Raw genomic sequence first — 17,141 nt, forward strand, 5'->3', positions numbered from 1 at the left:
TTATCAGCATCACAAGTGGCCATGCGAGAAATCACATAGTCATTTGAGATTGCTGAGCCAAGTTTAGGGTTTCTTAAAAACCCAAGCAGTATTGAACTGAAGAGTTTGATCATGGCTCAGATTGAACGCTGGCGGCAGGCCTAACACATGCAAGTCGAGCGGATGAGAGGAGCTTGCTTCTCGATTCAGCGGCGGACGGGTGAGTAATGCCTAGGAATCTGCCTGGTAGTGGGGGACAACGTTTCGAAAGGAACGCTAATACCGCATACGTCCTACGGGAGAAAGCAGGGGACCTTCGGGCCTTGCGCTATCAGATGAGCCTAGGTCGGATTAGCTAGTTGGTGAGGTAATGGCTCACCAAGGCGACGATCCGTAACTGGTCTGAGAGGATGATCAGTCACACTGGAACTGAGACACGGTCCAGACTCCTACGGGAGGCAGCAGTGGGGAATATTGGACAATGGGCGAAAGCCTGATCCAGCCATGCCGCGTGTGTGAAGAAGGTCTTCGGATTGTAAAGCACTTTAAGTTGGGAGGAAGGGTTGTAGATTAATACTCTGCAATTTTGACGTTACCGACAGAATAAGCACCGGCTAACTCTGTGCCAGCAGCCGCGGTAATACAGAGGGTGCAAGCGTTAATCGGAATTACTGGGCGTAAAGCGCGCGTAGGTGGTTTGTTAAGTTGGATGTGAAAGCCCCGGGCTCAACCTGGGAACTGCATCCAAAACTGGCAAGCTAGAGTACGGTAGAGGGTGGTGGAATTTCCTGTGTAGCGGTGAAATGCGTAGATATAGGAAGGAACACCAGTGGCGAAGGCGACCACCTGGACTGATACTGACACTGAGGTGCGAAAGCGTGGGGAGCAAACAGGATTAGATACCCTGGTAGTCCACGCCGTAAACGATGTCAACTAGCCGTTGGAATCCTTGAGATTTTAGTGGCGCAGCTAACGCATTAAGTTGACCGCCTGGGGAGTACGGCCGCAAGGTTAAAACTCAAATGAATTGACGGGGGCCCGCACAAGCGGTGGAGCATGTGGTTTAATTCGAAGCAACGCGAAGAACCTTACCAGGCCTTGACATGCAGAGAACTTTCCAGAGATGGATTGGTGCCTTCGGGAACTCTGACACAGGTGCTGCATGGCTGTCGTCAGCTCGTGTCGTGAGATGTTGGGTTAAGTCCCGTAACGAGCGCAACCCTTGTCCTTAGTTACCAGCACGTCATGGTGGGCACTCTAAGGAGACTGCCGGTGACAAACCGGAGGAAGGTGGGGATGACGTCAAGTCATCATGGCCCTTACGGCCTGGGCTACACACGTGCTACAATGGTCGGTACAGAGGGTTGCCAAGCCGCGAGGTGGAGCTAATCTCACAAAACCGATCGTAGTCCGGATCGCAGTCTGCAACTCGACTGCGTGAAGTCGGAATCGCTAGTAATCGCGAATCAGAATGTCGCGGTGAATACGTTCCCGGGCCTTGTACACACCGCCCGTCACACCATGGGAGTGGGTTGCACCAGAAGTAGCTAGTCTAACCTTCGGGGGGACGGTTACCACGGTGTGATTCATGACTGGGGTGAAGTCGTAACAAGGTAGCCGTAGGGGAACCTGCGGCTGGATCACCTCCTTAATCGAAGACATCAGCCTGCTGATGAGCTCCCACACGAATTGCTTGATTCATTGTGAAAAGACGATGCTGTAACGCGACCCTGTTATAGGTCTGTAGCTCAGTTGGTTAGAGCGCACCCCTGATAAGGGTGAGGTCGGCAGTTCAAATCTGCCCAGACCTACCAATTACTTGGTGCGGCCTACGAGATGTAGCAGATACACGGGGCCATAGCTCAGCTGGGAGAGCGCCTGCCTTGCACGCAGGAGGTCAGCGGTTCGATCCCGCTTGGCTCCACCACCTTTGTACAGCACTGTTAGAACTCAGAAATGAGCATTCGCGCGTCGCGTTGACGCCGCGTTGGAATGTTGATTTCTGGCTTTTGCCAGATCGTTCTTTAAAAATTCGGATATGTGATAGATACAGACTGATGACCAGTTTCACTGCTGGAAATCAGGCTGAGGTAAAATTTGTGAGTTCTGCTCGAAAGAGCGACGTGCGAATTTTCGGCGAATGTCGTCTTCACAGTATAACCAGATTGCTTGGGGTTATATGGTCAAGTGAAGAAGCGCATACGGTGGATGCCTTGGCAGTCAGAGGCGATGAAAGACGTGGTAGCCTGCGATAAGCTTTGGGGAGTCGGCAAACAGACTGTGATCCAGAGATCTCTGAATGGGGGAACCCACCTAGGATAACCTAGGTATCTTGTACTGAATCCATAGGTGCAAGAGGCGAACCAGGGGAACTGAAACATCTAAGTACCCTGAGGAATAGAAATCAACCGAGATTCCCTTAGTAGTGGCGAGCGAACGGGGACCAGCCCTTAAGTTGATTTGAGATTAGTGGAACGCTCTGGAAAGTGCGGCCATAGTGGGTGATAGCCCCGTACACGAAAATCTCTTTTCAATGAAATCGAGTAGGACGGAGCACGAGAAACTTTGTCTGAACATGGGGGGACCATCCTCCAAGGCTAAATACTACTGACTGACCGATAGTGAACCAGTACCGTGAGGGAAAGGCGAAAAGAACCCCGGAGAGGGGAGTGAAATAGAACCTGAAACCGTATGCGTACAAGCAGTGGGAGCCTACTTTGTTAGGTGACTGCGTACCTTTTGTATAATGGGTCAGCGACTTATATTCAGTGGCGAGCTTAACCGAATAGGGGAGGCGTAGCGAAAGCGAGTCTTAATAGGGCGCTTAGTCGCTGGGTATAGACCCGAAACCGGGCGATCTATCCATGGGCAGGTTGAAGGTTAGGTAACACTGACTGGAGGACCGAACCGACTACCGTTGAAAAGTTAGCGGATGACCTGTGGATCGGAGTGAAAGGCTAATCAAGCTCGGAGATAGCTGGTTCTCCTCGAAAGCTATTTAGGTAGCGCCTCATGTATCACTGCTGGGGGTAGAGCACTGTTTCGGCTAGGGGGTCATCCCGACTTACCAAACCGATGCAAACTCCGAATACCAGCAAGTGCCGAGCATGGGAGACACACGGCGGGTGCTAACGTCCGTCGTGAAAAGGGAAACAACCCAGACCGTCAGCTAAGGTCCCAAAGTCATGGTTAAGTGGGAAACGATGTGGGAAGGCTTAGACAGCTAGGAGGTTGGCTTAGAAGCAGCCATCCTTTAAAGAAAGCGTAATAGCTCACTAGTCGAGTCGGCCTGCGCGGAAGATGTAACGGGGCTCAAACCATGCACCGAAGCTACGGGTATCACCTTTGGTGATGCGGTAGAGGAGCGTTCTGTAAGCCTGTGAAGGTGAGTTGAGAAGCTTGCTGGAGGTATCAGAAGTGCGAATGCTGACATGAGTAACGACAATGCGAGTGAAAAACTCGCACGCCGAAAGACCAAGGTTTCCTGCGCAACGTTAATCGACGCAGGGTTAGTCGGTCCCTAAGGCGAGGCTGAAAAGCGTAGTCGATGGAAAACAGGTTAATATTCCTGTACTTGCAGTTATTGCGATGGAGGGACGGAGAAGGCTAGGCCAGCCTGGCGTTGGTTGTCCAGGTTTAAGGTGGTAGGCTGAAATCTTAGGCAAATCCGGGATTTCAAGGCCGAGAGCTGATGACGAGTTGCCTTTAGGCGACGAAGTGGTTGATGCCATGCTTCCAAGAAAAGCTCCTAAGCTTCAGATAACTGGGAACCGTACCCCAAACCGACACAGGTGGTTAGGTAGAGAATACCAAGGCGCTTGAGAGAACTCGGGTGAAGGAACTAGGCAAAATGGCACCGTAACTTCGGGAGAAGGTGCGCCGGCGAGGGTGAAGGACTTGCTCCGTAAGCCCATGCCGGTCGAAGATACCAGGCCGCTGCGACTGTTTATTAAAAACACAGCACTCTGCAAACACGAAAGTGGACGTATAGGGTGTGACGCCTGCCCGGTGCCGGAAGGTTAATTGATGGGGTTAGCGCAAGCGAAGCTCTTGATCGAAGCCCCGGTAAACGGCGGCCGTAACTATAACGGTCCTAAGGTAGCGAAATTCCTTGTCGGGTAAGTTCCGACCTGCACGAATGGCGTAACGATGGCGGCGCTGTCTCCACCCGAGACTCAGTGAAATTGAAATCGCTGTGAAGATGCAGTGTATCCGCGGCTAGACGGAAAGACCCCGTGAACCTTTACTATAGCTTTGCACTGGACTTTGAGCTTGCTTGTGTAGGATAGGTGGGAGGCTTTGAAGTGGGGACGCCAGTTCTCATGGAGCCATCCTTGAAATACCACCCTGGCAACCTTGAGGTTCTAACTCAGGTCCGTGATCCGGATCGAGGACAGTGTATGGTGGGTAGTTTGACTGGGGCGGTCTCCTCCCAAAGAGTAACGGAGGAGTACGAAGGTGCGCTCAGACCGGTCGGAAATCGGTCGTAGAGTATAAAGGCAAAAGCGCGCTTGACTGCGAGACAGACACGTCGAGCAGGTACGAAAGTAGGTCTTAGTGATCCGGTGGTTCTGTATGGAAGGGCCATCGCTCAACGGATAAAAGGTACTCCGGGGATAACAGGCTGATACCGCCCAAGAGTTCATATCGACGGCGGTGTTTGGCACCTCGATGTCGGCTCATCACATCCTGGGGCTGAAGCCGGTCCCAAGGGTATGGCTGTTCGCCATTTAAAGTGGTACGCGAGCTGGGTTTAGAACGTCGTGAGACAGTTCGGTCCCTATCTGCCGTGGACGTTTGAGATTTGAGAGGGGCTGCTCCTAGTACGAGAGGACCGGAGTGGACGAACCTCTGGTGTTCCGGTTGTCACGCCAGTGGCATTGCCGGGTAGCTATGTTCGGAAGAGATAACCGCTGAAAGCATCTAAGCGGGAAACTTGCCTCAAGATGAGATCTCACTGGGATCTAGAATCCCCTGAAGGGCCGTCGAAGACTACGACGTTGATAGGTGGGGTGTGTAAGCGCTGTGAGGCGTTGAGCTAACCCATACTAATTGCCCGTGAGGCTTGACCATATAACACCCAAGCAATTTGAGCGTGAGCGCCGAATTGTGGTGGTGAAGACGAGAGAACCGAAAGTTCGCGACGAACCACAGAATCACATATCCGAATAGGCTGGGGTGTCCGTAAGGGCGCACTGGCAACCGAATTTCTTGACGACCATAGAGCATTGGAACCACCTGATCCCATCCCGAACTCAGCAGTGAAACGATGCATCGCCGATGGTAGTGTGGGGTTTCCCCATGTGAGAGTAGGTCATCGTCAAGATTCATTTCGCAAAACCCCTATCTGCGCGAGCAGGTAGGGGTTTTGTCTTTTTGGTGTTTTCAAAATCAGCGCTGCCCTCACAAGTCGGTGCCTCATAGCTACCCTGTCTGGAGTGTGTCGGCTGGGCTCGGCCCTTTCCCTATGCAATCCAGCAACCCGTGGCTATCATGCCTGCCTTATTACAAGTCGAGACTGGCATGCTGAAGTTGTTGAATCTCCTTAAGGATGGGCGGTTTCATTCCGGCCAGGCTTTAGGGCAATCCATGGGGGTAAGCCGCAGTGCGGTTTGGAAGCAGCTTCAGCACCTGGAGGCCGAGCTGGATTTGGTTATCCACAAGGTGCGTGGGCGCGGTTACCAGCTGGCAACGCCGCTGAGCCTTCTCGACTCAACGGCGATTGCGGCCTACGCCGAAAGTGAGGCATGGCCAGTTCAGGTTCACGACATCATCGACTCCACCAATGCCGAGGCTTTGCGCTGTGTAGCACAGGGTCAGGCCGCGCCTTTTGTCATTATTGCCGAGCGCCAGAAAGCCGGCCGTGGTCGACGTGGCAGGCAGTGGGTCAGTCCGTTCGCTGAAAACCTTTACTACAGCCTGGTGATACGCGTCGAAGGCGGCATGCGTCAGCTTGAAGGTCTAAGTCTGGTGGTCGGACTTGCCGTGATGCGTACTCTGCAGGAGTTTGGGGTGGCGGAGGCGGGGCTCAAATGGCCGAATGACGTGTTAGTCGGTCCCCGGAAGATCTCTGGCATTCTGCTCGAGCTGGTCGGCGATCCTGCAGATGTCTGCCATGTGGTACTGGGGATTGGTATCAACGTGAACATGCAGAATAACAACCAGGTTGATCAACAATGGACTTCGATACGGCGTGAGACGGGCGAGCTTATCGACCGCAACCAGCTGGTTGCTCGGCTCAACGGAAATTTACAGCATGTGCTTGCACGTCATCATCACGAAGGCTTCCTCGGATTCCAGCATGAATGGGAGCAGGCGCATGTATGGCAGGGCAGAAGCGTCTCGCTGATAGCCGGCAATCATACGGTGGATGGTGTCGTTTTGGGTGTGGACGGGCAGGGTGGTCTGCGTATGAACGTCAACGGCGTCGAGAAGAGCTTCAGCGGCGGAGAGCTTGGGTTGAGGTTGCGGAATGATTCTTGAGCTCGACTGTGGTAACAGCTTTATCAAATGGCGGGTGATCCATGCTGATGACGCCATCATTGTGGGTGGCGGTATCGTTGACTCGGACCAGGCCTTGATCGCGCAGGTAGCAAAACTGCCTAATGCGCATCTTCGTGGGGCCAGAATGGTCAGCGTGCGCAGTGAAGAGGAAACCGATGCGCTGATGAGGGCGATCACTCGTGATTTCGGTGTGATCGTTCAGGCTGCGCATCCGGCCACTGAAATGGCGGGCGTGCGCAATGGCTACACAGATCATCAGCGCTTGGGAATGGACCGTTGGCTTGCTGCTGTGGGTGCTTTTCATCTGGCCAAGGGCGCCTGCTTGGTAATGGATTTTGGTACAGCTGCCAAAGCCGATTTCGTGGCGGCCGATGGACAGCATCTAGGCGGGTACATCTGTCCGGGTATGCCTTTGATGCGCAGCCAGCTACGTACCCATACGCGCCGAATTCGCTACGATGATGCCTCAGCAGAGCGCGCATTGACCAGTTTGCTCCCCGGCCGCTCGACGGTCGAAGCGGTAGAGCGCGGGTGCGTGTTGATGTTGCAGGGCTTCGCTCGCACGCAGATTGATCAGGCTCGCGCCTTGTGGGGTGAAGAATTCAGCATATTCCTCACCGGTGGGGATGCGCCTCTCGTGGAAGTTTCGGCACCTGGAGCGCGGGTTGTTCCCGACTTGGTCTTTGTCGGCCTTGCGATGGCCTGCCCCTTGAATTGAGGTGCCTATGCGTTGGTTGTTCCTGTTGTTGCTGGTGCTGAATGTCGTCTACTACGTGTGGCACCAGCAGGAGGCGCCATTGCGTATCAAGGAAATAGCTCCGCTCTCGCTGTACAAGGGAAGCCAGCAGGAGATTCGGCTGCTGCGCGAGACAGCCGCTCAAGCACCTGCTCGACGACAGGACGAATGCTTGGTGGTGGGTGGATTGCGAAGTCAGGATGATGTCGACGCTCTGCGCCAACGCCTGCTGAGTCTTGATATCAGTGCCCGCCAAGTCCAGGGGCTACTACCTGGCGCGGAAGGGTTCTGGCTCAAGATTGCGGCTGAGAGCGAGCGGTTGCTGGATGGCAACGTGCTGGCCACTCTTTCCAGTGATTTCAAAGAGTTGAAGCACAAAATTATTTTCTGCCAAGGTATTGCAACTGCTGAATAGATTGATAGAATGGCGCCCGCTTCGCAGGGAACACCGCTCATACGGTTCAACTGCAAGTGTCGTCAAAGCAGCTAACTTTCAGATTTAATTGAAAAAAAATGCTTGACGATGGTGCGGCAGCCAACTAAGATGCCGGCCACATCTGGAGGGATTCCCGAGCGGCCAAAGGGGACGGACTGTAAATCCGTTGCGAGAGCTTCGAAGGTTCGAATCCTTCTCCCTCCACCAGTTTTAGCGAGAGCTGCAAGCTCGCGGGTATAGTTTAGTGGTAGAACCTCAGCCTTCCAAGCTGATGATGCGGGTTCGATTCCCGCTACCCGCTCCAAGTTTGCTGTTGTTGCACAAAGAGTTTCGCTCTTGTAGCTCAGTTGGTAGAGCACACCCTTGGTAAGGGTGAGGTCAGCGGTTCAAGTCCGCTCAAGAGCTCCATTTAAACAAGGCAGATATGAAAATATCTGCCTTTGTTTTATCAGTGTAGTGACCATTTTTCTTCTGCGGAGGATTGTATCGATGGCTAAGGAAAAGTTTGATCGTTCCCTTCCCCACGTTAACGTCGGCACCATCGGCCACGTTGACCACGGTAAGACCACTCTGACCGCAGCTCTGACTCGCGTTTGCTCCGAAGTTTTCGGTTCGGCAATCGTTGAGTTCGACAAGATCGACTCGGCTCCGGAAGAAAAAGCGCGCGGTATCACCATCAACACCGCTCACGTTGAGTACAACTCGACCATTCGTCACTACGCTCACGTTGACTGCCCAGGTCACGCTGACTACGTGAAGAACATGATCACCGGTGCTGCCCAGATGGACGGCGCGATCCTGGTGTGCTCGGCCGCTGATGGTCCGATGCCACAAACCCGTGAGCACATCCTGCTGTCCCGTCAGGTTGGCGTTCCGTACATCGTGGTCTTCCTGAACAAGGCTGACCTGGTAGACGACGCTGAGCTGCTGGAACTGGTCGAGATGGAAGTTCGCGACCTGCTGTCCACCTACGACTTCCCAGGCGACGACACCCCGATCATCATCGGTTCGGCTCGTATGGCGCTGGAAGGCAAAGACGACAACGAAATGGGCACTACCGCTGTCAAGAAGCTGGTAGAGACTCTGGACAGCTACATTCCTGAGCCAGTTCGTGCCATCGACCAGCCGTTCCTGATGCCGATCGAAGACGTATTCTCGATCTCGGGCCGTGGTACCGTTGTGACCGGTCGTATCGAGCGTGGTATCGTCCGCGTTCAGGATCCGCTGGAAATCGTTGGTCTGCGTGACACCACCACCACCACCTGCACCGGCGTTGAGATGTTCCGCAAGCTGCTGGACGAAGGTCGTGCTGGCGAGAACTGCGGCGTTCTGCTGCGTGGTACCAAGCGTGACGACGTTGAGCGTGGCCAGGTTCTGGTCAAGCCAGGTTCGGTCAAGCCGCACACCAAGTTCACCGCAGAAGTCTACGTTCTGTCGAAAGAAGAAGGCGGCCGTCACACGCCGTTCTTCAAAGGCTACCGTCCTCAGTTCTACTTCCGTACCACTGACGTGACCGGTAACTGCGAACTGCCGGAAGGCGTTGAAATGGTAATGCCAGGTGACAACATTCAGATGACTGTCACTCTGATCAAGACCATCGCAATGGAAGACGGTCTGCGCTTCGCCATCCGTGAAGGCGGTCGTACCGTCGGCGCCGGCGTCGTAGCTAAAATTATTGAATAAGTAGTTGATTTATCTCGATCAGGTCGGCATAATGGCCGGCCTGATACAGCGTTAAAGGTCAGTAGCTCAATTGGCAGAGCGACGGTCTCCAAAACCGTAGGTTGGGGGTTCGATTCCCTCCTGACCTGCCATTCACCTCGGCGTGATTGGCTTTCTTCTTACAGGATCCTCCCCGATGACTCCCAAAACTGAAGCCCAAGAATCGCGTTTCGATCTGATCAAGTGGCTGGCTGTAGTTGCATTGGTTGTCGTAGGCGTTGTGGGTAACCAGTATTACTCCGCTGCTCCTATCCTGTACCGCGTTCTGGCGCTCCTTGCCCTGGCTGCTGCTGCAGGTTTCGTTGCTCTGCAGACCGCGAAGGGCAAATCGTTCTTTACGCTTGCGAAGGAAGCACGTGCCGAGATTCGTAAAGTCGTGTGGCCGACCCGCCAAGAGACTACGCAGACCACGTTGATCGTTGTCGCTGTCGTGCTCGTTATGGCACTGCTGTTGTGGGGTCTTGATTCCCTGCTCGGTTGGTTGGTTTCCTTGATTGTTGGCTAAGGGTGTCTCGTGGCTAAGCGTTGGTATGTTGTGCATGCTTACTCGGGTTACGAGAAGCATGTCATGCGCTCCCTCACCGAGCGCGTAAAGCTGGCAGGCATGGAAGACGGGTTTGGCGAGATTCTCGTCCCGACCGAAGAAGTCGTCGAAATGCGCAACGGCCAGAAGCGCAAGAGTGAGCGTAAATTCTTCCCAGGTTATGTCCTGGTGCAGATGGAAATGAACGAAGGGACTTGGCACTTGGTCAAGGATACCCCTCGCGTCATGGGTTTCATTGGTGGTACCGCAGACAAGCCTGCGCCGATCACCGATAAAGAGGCCGAAGCTATTCTGCGTCGCGTTGCCGATGGTAGCGACAAGCCTAAGCCGAAGACGTTGTTCGAGCCCGGTGAAGTGGTTCGTGTCATTGATGGTCCGTTTGCCGACTTCAATGGCAACGTCGAAGAAGTTAATTACGAAAAGAGTCGTCTGCAGGTTGCGGTGCTCATTTTCGGTCGCTCCACTCCGGTGGAGCTCGAGTTCAGTCAGGTCGAAAAGGTCTAACTGGACGGCGCATCCCTTACCCCGCAGCTCTACGTGCTGCGGGGTTTTGTCGTCACTGGGATAAAACGCAAGTTATCCGGGGAGCCACCAGGCGTTCGAACCCGATTTTGGAGTAGCTCATGGCTAAGAAGATTCAGGCTTACATCAAGCTGCAAGTAAAGGCCGGCCAGGCCAACCCAAGCCCACCCGTTGGTCCAGCACTGGGTCAACACGGTGTGAACATCATGGAGTTCTGCAAGGCCTTCAACGCCCGTACTCAGGGTCAAGAAGCTGGTCTGCCGACTCCAGTGATCATCACCGTCTACAGTGACCGTAGCTTCACCTTCGAGACCAAGAGCACGCCTGCCTCGGTTCTGCTGAAGAAAGCAGCCGGCCTGACCAGCGGTTCGGCTCGTCCGAACACCGTTAAAGTCGGTACTGTCACCCGTGCTCAGTTGGAAGAGATCGCCAAGACCAAGCAGGCCGATCTGACTTCCGCTGACCTGGACGCAGCTGTACGCACCATCGCTGGCTCTGCCCGCAGCATGGGCCTGAACGTGGAGGGTGTGTAATGGCTAAGCTGACCAAGCGCCAAAAGGCTATCGCCGAAAAAATCGAAGCTGGCAAAGCCTACAACTTCGAAGAAGCTGCAACGCTGCTGGCCTCGCTGCCTGCTGCCAAGTTCGTAGAGTCCTACGACATCGCCGTAAACCTGGGTGTTGACCCACGTAAATCCGACCAGGTCGTTCGTAGCGCTACCGTGCTGCCACACGGCACTGGCAAGACCGTACGTGTTGCCGTCTTCACCCAAGGTCCTGCTGCTGAAGCCGCTCTGGCCGCCGGTGCAGATCGCGTTGGTATGGACGACTTGGCTGCTGAAATGAAAGGTGGCGATCTGAACTACGACGTGGTGATCGCATCCCCTGATGCCATGCGTGTCGTTGGTCAGTTGGGTCAGGTTCTCGGCCCTCGCGGCCTGATGCCTAACCCGAAAGTCGGTACTGTTACCCCAGACGTAGCCACTGCCGTGAAAAACGCCAAGGCTGGTCAGGTTCGCTACCGTACCGACAAGAACGGTATCATCCACACCTCCGTTGGCAAGGTCGGCTTCGAAGCTGGCAAGCTGAAGGAAAACGTTGAGGCCCTGATCGCTGACCTGAAGCGCATCAAGCCGGCTTCTTCGAAAGGTATCTATGTCAAGCGCGTTACCCTGAGCACCACTATGGGCCCGGGTCTGGTCATCGATCAGAGCTCGCTGGACGTGTAATACAGCGTCGGTGCGCTCTCTAGAGCGCGCCGACGGCAACAAGATTGGGGTCCCTGCCTGGCGGGGGCTATCCAAGACCGTAGGCGACGCAAGTCTTAAAACCCAAGCCTACGCAGATGGTGCTCCCGATTCGCTCGCGAATCAGACACCAAAACGACATCCGGCCTCGGCCAGATGAAACGGTAGAAACCAGGAGTAAACCCGTGGCAATTAAACTCGAAGACAAGAAGGCCATCGTCGCTGAAGTCAACGAGGCTGCCAAAGTCGCTCTGTCCGCTGTCGTGGCTGATGCCCGTGGTGTGACTGTAGGCGCAATGACCGGACTCCGTAAAGAGGCTCGTGAAGCTGGTGTTTATGTACGTGTCGTACGTAACACCCTGCTCAAGCGTGCTGTTGCTGACACTGAATTCAGTGTTCTCAACGACGCATTCACCGGCCCGACCCTGATCGCGTTCTCCAATGAGCACCCGGGCGCCGCTGCCCGTCTGTTCAAGGAATTCGCCAAGGGTCAGGACAAGTTCGAGATCAAGGCAGCTGCGTTCGACGGCAAGTTCCTTGCCGCTAACCAGATCGACGTGCTGGCAACTCTGCCAACTCGCGACGAGGCTATCGCACAGCTGATGAGCGTGATCCAAGGTGCAACCAGCAAGCTGGCACGTACCCTGGCTGCTCTGCGCGACCAGAAAGAAGCAGCGGCTGCCTGAGGCAGCGTAGTTTCTCTCGAAATCAAACGTTTAATTTGATGGCCGCGTAGGCTGTCACCCCAATACAGGAATTCATAGTCATGTCTCTGACTAACGAGCAAATCATCGAAGCGATCGGCCAGAAAACCGTTCTGGAAATTGTTGAACTGATCAAAGCGATGGAAGAAACCTTCGGCGTTACCGCTGCTGCCGCTGTTGCCGCTGGCCCAGCTGCTGCCGCTCCTGCTGCCGAAGAGCAGACCGAGTTCAACGTTGTCCTGCTCGAAGCTGGCGACAAGAAAGTGAACGTCATTAAAGCCGTTCGCGAACTGACCGGTCTGGGCCTGAAAGAAGCCAAAGAGAAAGTCGATGGCGCTCCTCAGGTCGTAGCTGAAGGCGTTTCGAAAGAAGCCGCTGAAGACGCTAAGAAGAAGCTGGAAGAAGCTGGCGCTAAAGTCGAGCTGAAGTAATTTCGACTTTGCGACTGCAGCCTGAGCGTCAAGCGTAGGGCTGATGGCTGGTGGCCTGTGCCACCGGCCTTTTTCCGTTATTGGTGGCCGATCCTGTCGGCCCCGATAACGAGCTGCAAGACACCCATGTGGGTGGCGCAAACCAAGGGGTTTGCACGATTTTCTGGCTGCTCCCGCCGGGAGAAGCCAAACAAGCAGGTGACCAAGCTGGGGAACGCTGATGGCTTACTCATACACTGAGAAAAAACGTATCCGCAAGGACTTTAGCAAGTTGCCGGACGTCATGGATGTGCCGTACCTCCTGGCCATCCAGCTGGATTCGTATCGCGAATTCCTGCAGGCGGGAGCATCCAAGGATCAGTTCCGCGACGTCGGTCTGCATGCGGCCTTCAAATCGGTATTCCCGATCATCAGCTACTCCGGCAATGCTGCCCTGGAGTACGTAGGCTATCGCCTGGGCGAGCCTGCCTTCGATGTGAAGGAATGTGTCCTGCGTGGCGTGACCTTCGCGGTCCCACTGCGGGTCAAGGTGCGCCTGATCATCTTCGACAAAGAGTCGTCGAACAAAGCGATCAAGGACATCAAAGAGCAAGAAGTCTACATGGGTGAAATCCCCCTGATGACTGAGAACGGTACCTTCGTTATCAACGGTACCGAGCGTGTGATCGTTTCCCAGTTGCACCGTTCGCCAGGTGTGTTCTTCGACCACGACCGTGGCAAGACTCACAGCTCCGGCAAGCTGCTGTACTCCGCTCGCATCATTCCTTACCGCGGCTCGTGGTTGGACTTCGAGTTCGATCCGAAGGACTGCGTGTTCGTGCGTATCGACCGTCGTCGCAAGCTGCCGGCGTCCGTCCTGCTGCGCGCGCTGGGCTACAGCACCGAAGAGATCCTGGACACCTTCTACACCACCAACGTATTCCACGTTTCCGGCGAGAAGTTGAGCCTGGAGCTGGTTGCCCAGCGTTTGCGTGGTGAAGTCGCGGTGATGGATATCACCGACGAAACCGGCAAGGTCATCGTCGAGCAGGGGCGCCGGATCACCGCGCGTCACATCAACCAGATCGAGAAGTCCGGCGTCAAACAGCTGGAAGTCCCCCTGGAATATGTCATTGGTCGCACCACTGCCAAGGCCATCGTGCATCCGGCAACGGGTGAGATCCTGGCTGAGTGCAATACTGAGCTGACTACCGATCTGCTGGTCAAGATCGCCAAAGCTCAGGTCGTGCGCATCGAGACGCTGTACACCAACGACATTGACTGCGGTCCGTTCATTGCCGATACGCTGAAGATCGACACTACCAGCAACCAGCTGGAAGCACTGGTCGAAATCTATCGCATGATGCGTCCAGGCGAGCCGCCGACCAAGGACGCTGCCGAAACCCTGTTCAACAACCTGTTCTTCAGCGCTGAGCGTTACGATCTGTCGGCCGTAGGCCGCATGAAGTTCAACCGTCGTATCGGCCGGACCGAGATCGAAGGTTCGGGCGTGCTGAGCAAGGAAGACATCGTTGACGTGCTGAAGACGCTGGTCGACATCCGTAACGGCAAGGGCATCGTCGACGACATCGACCACCTGGGTAACCGTCGCGTACGTTGCGTTGGCGAGATGGCCGAGAACCAGTTCCGTGTTGGCCTGGTGCGCGTAGAGCGTGCAGTCAAGGAGCGTCTGTCGATGGCTGAAAGCGAAGGCTTGATGCCGCAGGACCTGATCAACGCCAAGCCGGTTGCGGCGGCGGTGAAGGAGTTCTTCGGTTCCAGCCAGCTTTCCCAGTTCATGGACCAGAACAACCCGCTCTCCGAGATCACTCACAAGCGCCGCGTTTCCGCGCTCGGCCCAGGTGGTCTGACCCGTGAGCGTGCTGGCTTCGAAGTGCGTGACGTACACCCGACCCATTATGGCCGCGTGTGCCCGATCGAAACGCCGGAAGGTCCGAACATCGGTCTGATCAACTCCCTGGCGGCCTATGCCCGCACCAACCAGTACGGCTTCCTGGAAAGCCCGTACCGCGTGGTGAAAGAAGGTGTGGTCAGCGACGACATCGTGTTCCTGTCGGCAATCGAAGAGGCCGATCATGTGATCGCCCAGGCTTCGGCTGCGATGAACGACAAGAAGCAGCTCATCGATGAGCTGGTTGCTGTTCGTCACCTGAACGAGTTCACCGTCAAGGCGCCGGAAGACGTCACCCTGATGGACGTTTCGCCGAAGCAGGTCGTTTCCGTTGCAGCCTCGCTGATTCCGTTCCTCGAGCACGACGACGCCAACCGTGCATTGATGGGCTCGAACATGCAGCGCCAGGCTGTACCCACCCTGCGTGCCGACAAGCCGCTGGTAGGTACCGGCATGGAGCGCAACGTTGCCCGTGACTCCGGTGTTTGTGTAGTCGCTCGTCGTGGCGGTGTAATCGACTCGGTCGATGCCAGCCGGATCGTGGTTCGCGTCGCGGATGATGAAGTCGAGACCGGCGAAGCCGGTGTGGATATCTACAACCTGACCAAGTACACCCGCTCGAACCAGAACACCTGCATCAACCAGCGTCCGCTGGTCAGCAAAGGTGACGTGGTCGCGCGCGGTGACATCATGGCCGATGGTCCGTCCACCGATATGGGTGAGCTGGCTTTGGGCCAGAACATGCGCATCGCATTCATGGCGTGGAACGGCTTCAACTTCGAAGACTCCATCTGCCTCTCCGAGCGTGTGGTTCAGGAAGACCGTTTCACCACGATCCACATTCAGGAACTGACCTGTGTGGCGCGTGACACCAAGCTTGGCCCAGAGGAAATCACTGCGGACATCCCGAACGTGGGTGAAGCTGCGCTGAACAAGCTGGACGAAGCCGGTATCGTCTACGTAGGTGCCGAGGTCGGGGCTGGCGACATTCTGGTCGGCAAGGTCACTCCGAAAGGCGAGACCCAATTGACGCCAGAAGAGAAACTGCTGCGGGCGATCTTCGGTGAGAAAGCCAGCGACGTCAAAGATACCTCCCTGCGTGTGCCAACTGGCACCAAGGGCACCGTTATCGACGTTCAGGTCTTCACCCGTGATGGCGTCGAGCGCGACAGCCGAGCCCTGGCCATCGAGAAGATGCAGCTGGACGAGATCCGCAAGGACCTCAACGAAGAGTTCCGTATCGTTGAGGGCGCGACCTTTGAGCGTCTGCGCTCTGCGCTGAACGGCCAAGTGGTCGACGGCGGCGCGGGCCTGAAGAAAGGCACCGTGATCTCCGACGAAGTGCTGGGCGGTCTGGAGCACGGTCAGTGGTTCAAGCTGCGCATGGCCGAAGATGCACTGAACGAGCAGTTGGAAAAGGCTCAGCAGTACATCGTCGATCGCCGTCGTCTGCTCGACGACAAGTTCGAAGACAAGAAGCGCAAGCTGCAGCAGGGCGATGACCTGGCTCCAGGCGTACTGAAGATCGTCAAGGTCTACCTGGCTATCCGCCGTCGCATCCAACCGGGTGACAAGATGGCCGGTCGTCACGGTAACAAGGGTGTCGTCTCGGTGATCATGCCGGTCGAAGACATGCCGCATGACGCCAACGGTACACCGGTCGATGTCGTACTGAACCCGCTGGGCGTACCTTCGCGTATGAACGTCGGTCAGATTCTCGAAACCCACCTGGGCCTCGCGGCCAAAGGGCTAGGCGAGAAGATCGACCGCATGATCGAAGAGCAACGCAAGGCTGCCGAACTGCGTAGCTTCCTGACCGAGATCTACAACGAGATCGGTGGTCGTCAGGAAAACCTCGACGAGTTCTCCGATCAAGAGATCTTCGCCCTGGCCAACAACCTGAAGAAAGGCGTGCCAATGGCCACTCCAGTCTTCGACGGTGCCAAGGAGCGCGAGATCAAGGCCATGCTGAAGCTGGCCGATCTGCCAGAGAGCGGCCAGATGGTGCTGTTCGATGGTCGTACCGGCAACAAGTTCGAGCGTCCAGTGACCGTTGGTTACATGTACATGCTCAAGCTGAACCACTTGGTGGACGACAAGATGCACGCGCGTTCCACTGGTTCTTACAGCCTGGTTACCCAGCAGCCGCTGGGTGGTAAGGCGCAGTTCGGTGGTCAGCGTTTCGGGGAGATGGAAGTGTGGGCGCTGGAAGCATACGGCGCGGCATACACCCTGCAAGAAATGCTCACAGTGAAGTCGGACGACGTGAACGGCCGTACCAAGATGTACAAGAACATCGTGGATGGCGATCACCGTATGGAGCCGGGCATGCCCGAGTCCTTCAACGTGTTGATCAAAGAGATCCGTTCGCTCGGTATCGATATCGATCTGGAAACCGAATAACACGTGACGCGAAGGGGAGTGGG

The 17,141-nt window shown here is 55.6% G+C and carries 11 protein-coding genes, 6 tRNA genes and 3 rRNA genes; all 20 read left to right on the top strand.

Annotated elements, in window-relative coordinates; genetic code table 11:
* Positions 1-93 precede the first annotated feature (93 nt).
* The 20 genes from ACK2SD_RS02635 (at position 94) to rpoB (ending at position 17,118) form a co-directional block, all read left to right on the top strand.
* Positions 94-1,630: ribosomal RNA gene (locus ACK2SD_RS02635) — 16S ribosomal RNA — on the top strand.
* Between the two features lie 86 nt (positions 1,631-1,716).
* Positions 1,717-1,793, top strand: a tRNA-Ile gene (locus ACK2SD_RS02640).
* Positions 1,794-1,830: 37 nt separating this feature from the next.
* Positions 1,831-1,906 (top strand) — tRNA-Ala (locus ACK2SD_RS02645).
* A 254-nt stretch (positions 1,907-2,160) separates the two neighbouring features.
* Positions 2,161-5,052, top strand: a 23S ribosomal RNA gene (locus tag ACK2SD_RS02650).
* 137 nt (positions 5,053-5,189) lie between these two features.
* Positions 5,190-5,305: ribosomal RNA gene (gene rrf / locus ACK2SD_RS02655) — 5S ribosomal RNA — on the top strand.
* Together the 16S, 23S and 5S rRNA genes with 2 tRNA genes alongside form the textbook arrangement of a ribosomal RNA operon.
* A 197-nt stretch (positions 5,306-5,502) precedes the next feature.
* The gene (birA, locus tag ACK2SD_RS02660; protein WP_412461296.1) at positions 5,503-6,462 is read left to right on the top strand and encodes a bifunctional biotin--[acetyl-CoA-carboxylase] ligase/biotin operon repressor BirA; all 960 of its coding nucleotides are present in this window, start codon (positions 5,503-5,505) and stop codon (positions 6,460-6,462) included.
* Positions 6,452-7,201: a pantothenate kinase gene (locus ACK2SD_RS02665; protein ID WP_412461297.1), complete on the top strand. Its 750-nt coding sequence runs from the start codon at positions 6,452-6,454 to the stop codon at positions 7,199-7,201. Before birA ends, ACK2SD_RS02665 begins: the two co-directional genes overlap by 11 nt.
* A gap of 7 nt (positions 7,202-7,208) precedes the next feature.
* A complete protein-coding gene (locus ACK2SD_RS02670) occupies positions 7,209-7,634 on the top strand; it encodes a hypothetical protein (RefSeq protein WP_412461298.1) in 426 nt (141 codons plus the stop codon).
* 144 nt (positions 7,635-7,778) lie between these two features.
* Positions 7,779-7,862, top strand: a tRNA-Tyr gene (locus ACK2SD_RS02675).
* A 23-nt stretch (positions 7,863-7,885) separates the two neighbouring features.
* Positions 7,886-7,959 (top strand) — tRNA-Gly (locus ACK2SD_RS02680).
* Between the two features lie 28 nt (positions 7,960-7,987).
* Positions 7,988-8,063: transfer RNA gene (locus ACK2SD_RS02685), tRNA-Thr, on the top strand.
* 81 nt (positions 8,064-8,144) lie between these two features.
* Positions 8,145-9,338 (top strand): elongation factor Tu, encoded by a 1,194-nt coding sequence (gene tuf / locus ACK2SD_RS02690; RefSeq protein WP_003255489.1) that lies wholly within the window; start codon positions 8,145-8,147, stop codon positions 9,336-9,338.
* A gap of 55 nt (positions 9,339-9,393) precedes the next feature.
* A tRNA-Trp gene (locus ACK2SD_RS02695) sits at positions 9,394-9,469 on the top strand.
* A 44-nt stretch (positions 9,470-9,513) separates the two neighbouring features.
* Positions 9,514-9,882 carry a preprotein translocase subunit SecE gene (gene secE / locus ACK2SD_RS02700; RefSeq protein WP_029614623.1) on the top strand — a complete coding sequence of 123 codons (369 nt, stop codon included), beginning with the start codon at positions 9,514-9,516 and terminating at the stop codon, positions 9,880-9,882.
* A 9-nt stretch (positions 9,883-9,891) separates the two neighbouring features.
* Positions 9,892-10,425, top strand: coding sequence for a transcription termination/antitermination protein NusG (gene nusG / locus ACK2SD_RS02705; RefSeq protein WP_029614622.1), 534 nt, complete (start codon positions 9,892-9,894; stop codon positions 10,423-10,425).
* 119 nt (positions 10,426-10,544) lie between these two features.
* Entirely contained in the window at positions 10,545-10,976 is a 432-nt protein-coding gene (gene rplK, locus ACK2SD_RS02710) for a 50S ribosomal protein L11 (protein ID WP_028633698.1), read from the top strand.
* Positions 10,976-11,671, top strand: a complete 696-nt coding sequence (gene rplA, locus ACK2SD_RS02715) for a 50S ribosomal protein L1 (RefSeq protein WP_029614621.1) — start codon at positions 10,976-10,978, stop codon at positions 11,669-11,671. Before rplK ends, rplA begins: the two co-directional genes overlap by 1 nt.
* A 203-nt stretch (positions 11,672-11,874) precedes the next feature.
* Entirely contained in the window at positions 11,875-12,375 is a 501-nt protein-coding gene (gene rplJ / locus ACK2SD_RS02720) for a 50S ribosomal protein L10 (protein WP_029614620.1), read from the top strand.
* A gap of 80 nt (positions 12,376-12,455) precedes the next feature.
* Complete coding sequence (gene rplL, locus ACK2SD_RS02725; protein WP_029614619.1) at positions 12,456-12,824, top strand: 50S ribosomal protein L7/L12; 369 nt, start codon at positions 12,456-12,458, stop codon at positions 12,822-12,824.
* 220 nt (positions 12,825-13,044) lie between these two features.
* Positions 13,045-17,118 carry a DNA-directed RNA polymerase subunit beta gene (rpoB, locus tag ACK2SD_RS02730; RefSeq protein ID WP_039581072.1) on the top strand — a complete coding sequence of 1,358 codons (4,074 nt, stop codon included), beginning with the start codon at positions 13,045-13,047 and terminating at the stop codon, positions 17,116-17,118.
* The last annotated feature ends 23 nt before the right edge of the window (positions 17,119-17,141 follow it).

Origin of the sequence: Pseudomonas sp. SC11 (genome assembly GCF_047039205.1) — a bacterium.
In the GTDB taxonomy this organism is placed as follows: domain Bacteria; phylum Pseudomonadota; class Gammaproteobacteria; order Pseudomonadales; family Pseudomonadaceae; genus Aquipseudomonas; species Aquipseudomonas boreofloridensis.

What these genes read in the sequence shown, in the direction of transcription:
- birA (WP_412461296.1), top strand. Translation starts at nt 5,503, where the DNA reads ATGCTGAAGTTGTTGAATCTCCTTAAGGATGGGCGGTTTCATTCCGGC.
- ACK2SD_RS02665 (WP_412461297.1), top strand. Translation starts at nt 6,452, where the DNA reads ATGATTCTTGAGCTCGACTGTGGTAACAGCTTTATCAAATGGCGGGTG.
- ACK2SD_RS02670 (WP_412461298.1), top strand. Translation starts at nt 7,209, where the DNA reads ATGCGTTGGTTGTTCCTGTTGTTGCTGGTGCTGAATGTCGTCTACTAC.
- tuf (WP_003255489.1), top strand. Translation starts at nt 8,145, where the DNA reads ATGGCTAAGGAAAAGTTTGATCGTTCCCTTCCCCACGTTAACGTCGGC.
- secE (WP_029614623.1), top strand. Translation starts at nt 9,514, where the DNA reads ATGACTCCCAAAACTGAAGCCCAAGAATCGCGTTTCGATCTGATCAAG.
- rplK (WP_028633698.1), top strand. Translation starts at nt 10,545, where the DNA reads ATGGCTAAGAAGATTCAGGCTTACATCAAGCTGCAAGTAAAGGCCGGC.
- rplA (WP_029614621.1), top strand. Translation starts at nt 10,976, where the DNA reads ATGGCTAAGCTGACCAAGCGCCAAAAGGCTATCGCCGAAAAAATCGAA.
- rplL (WP_029614619.1), top strand. Translation starts at nt 12,456, where the DNA reads ATGTCTCTGACTAACGAGCAAATCATCGAAGCGATCGGCCAGAAAACC.
- rpoB (WP_039581072.1), top strand. Translation starts at nt 13,045, where the DNA reads ATGGCTTACTCATACACTGAGAAAAAACGTATCCGCAAGGACTTTAGC.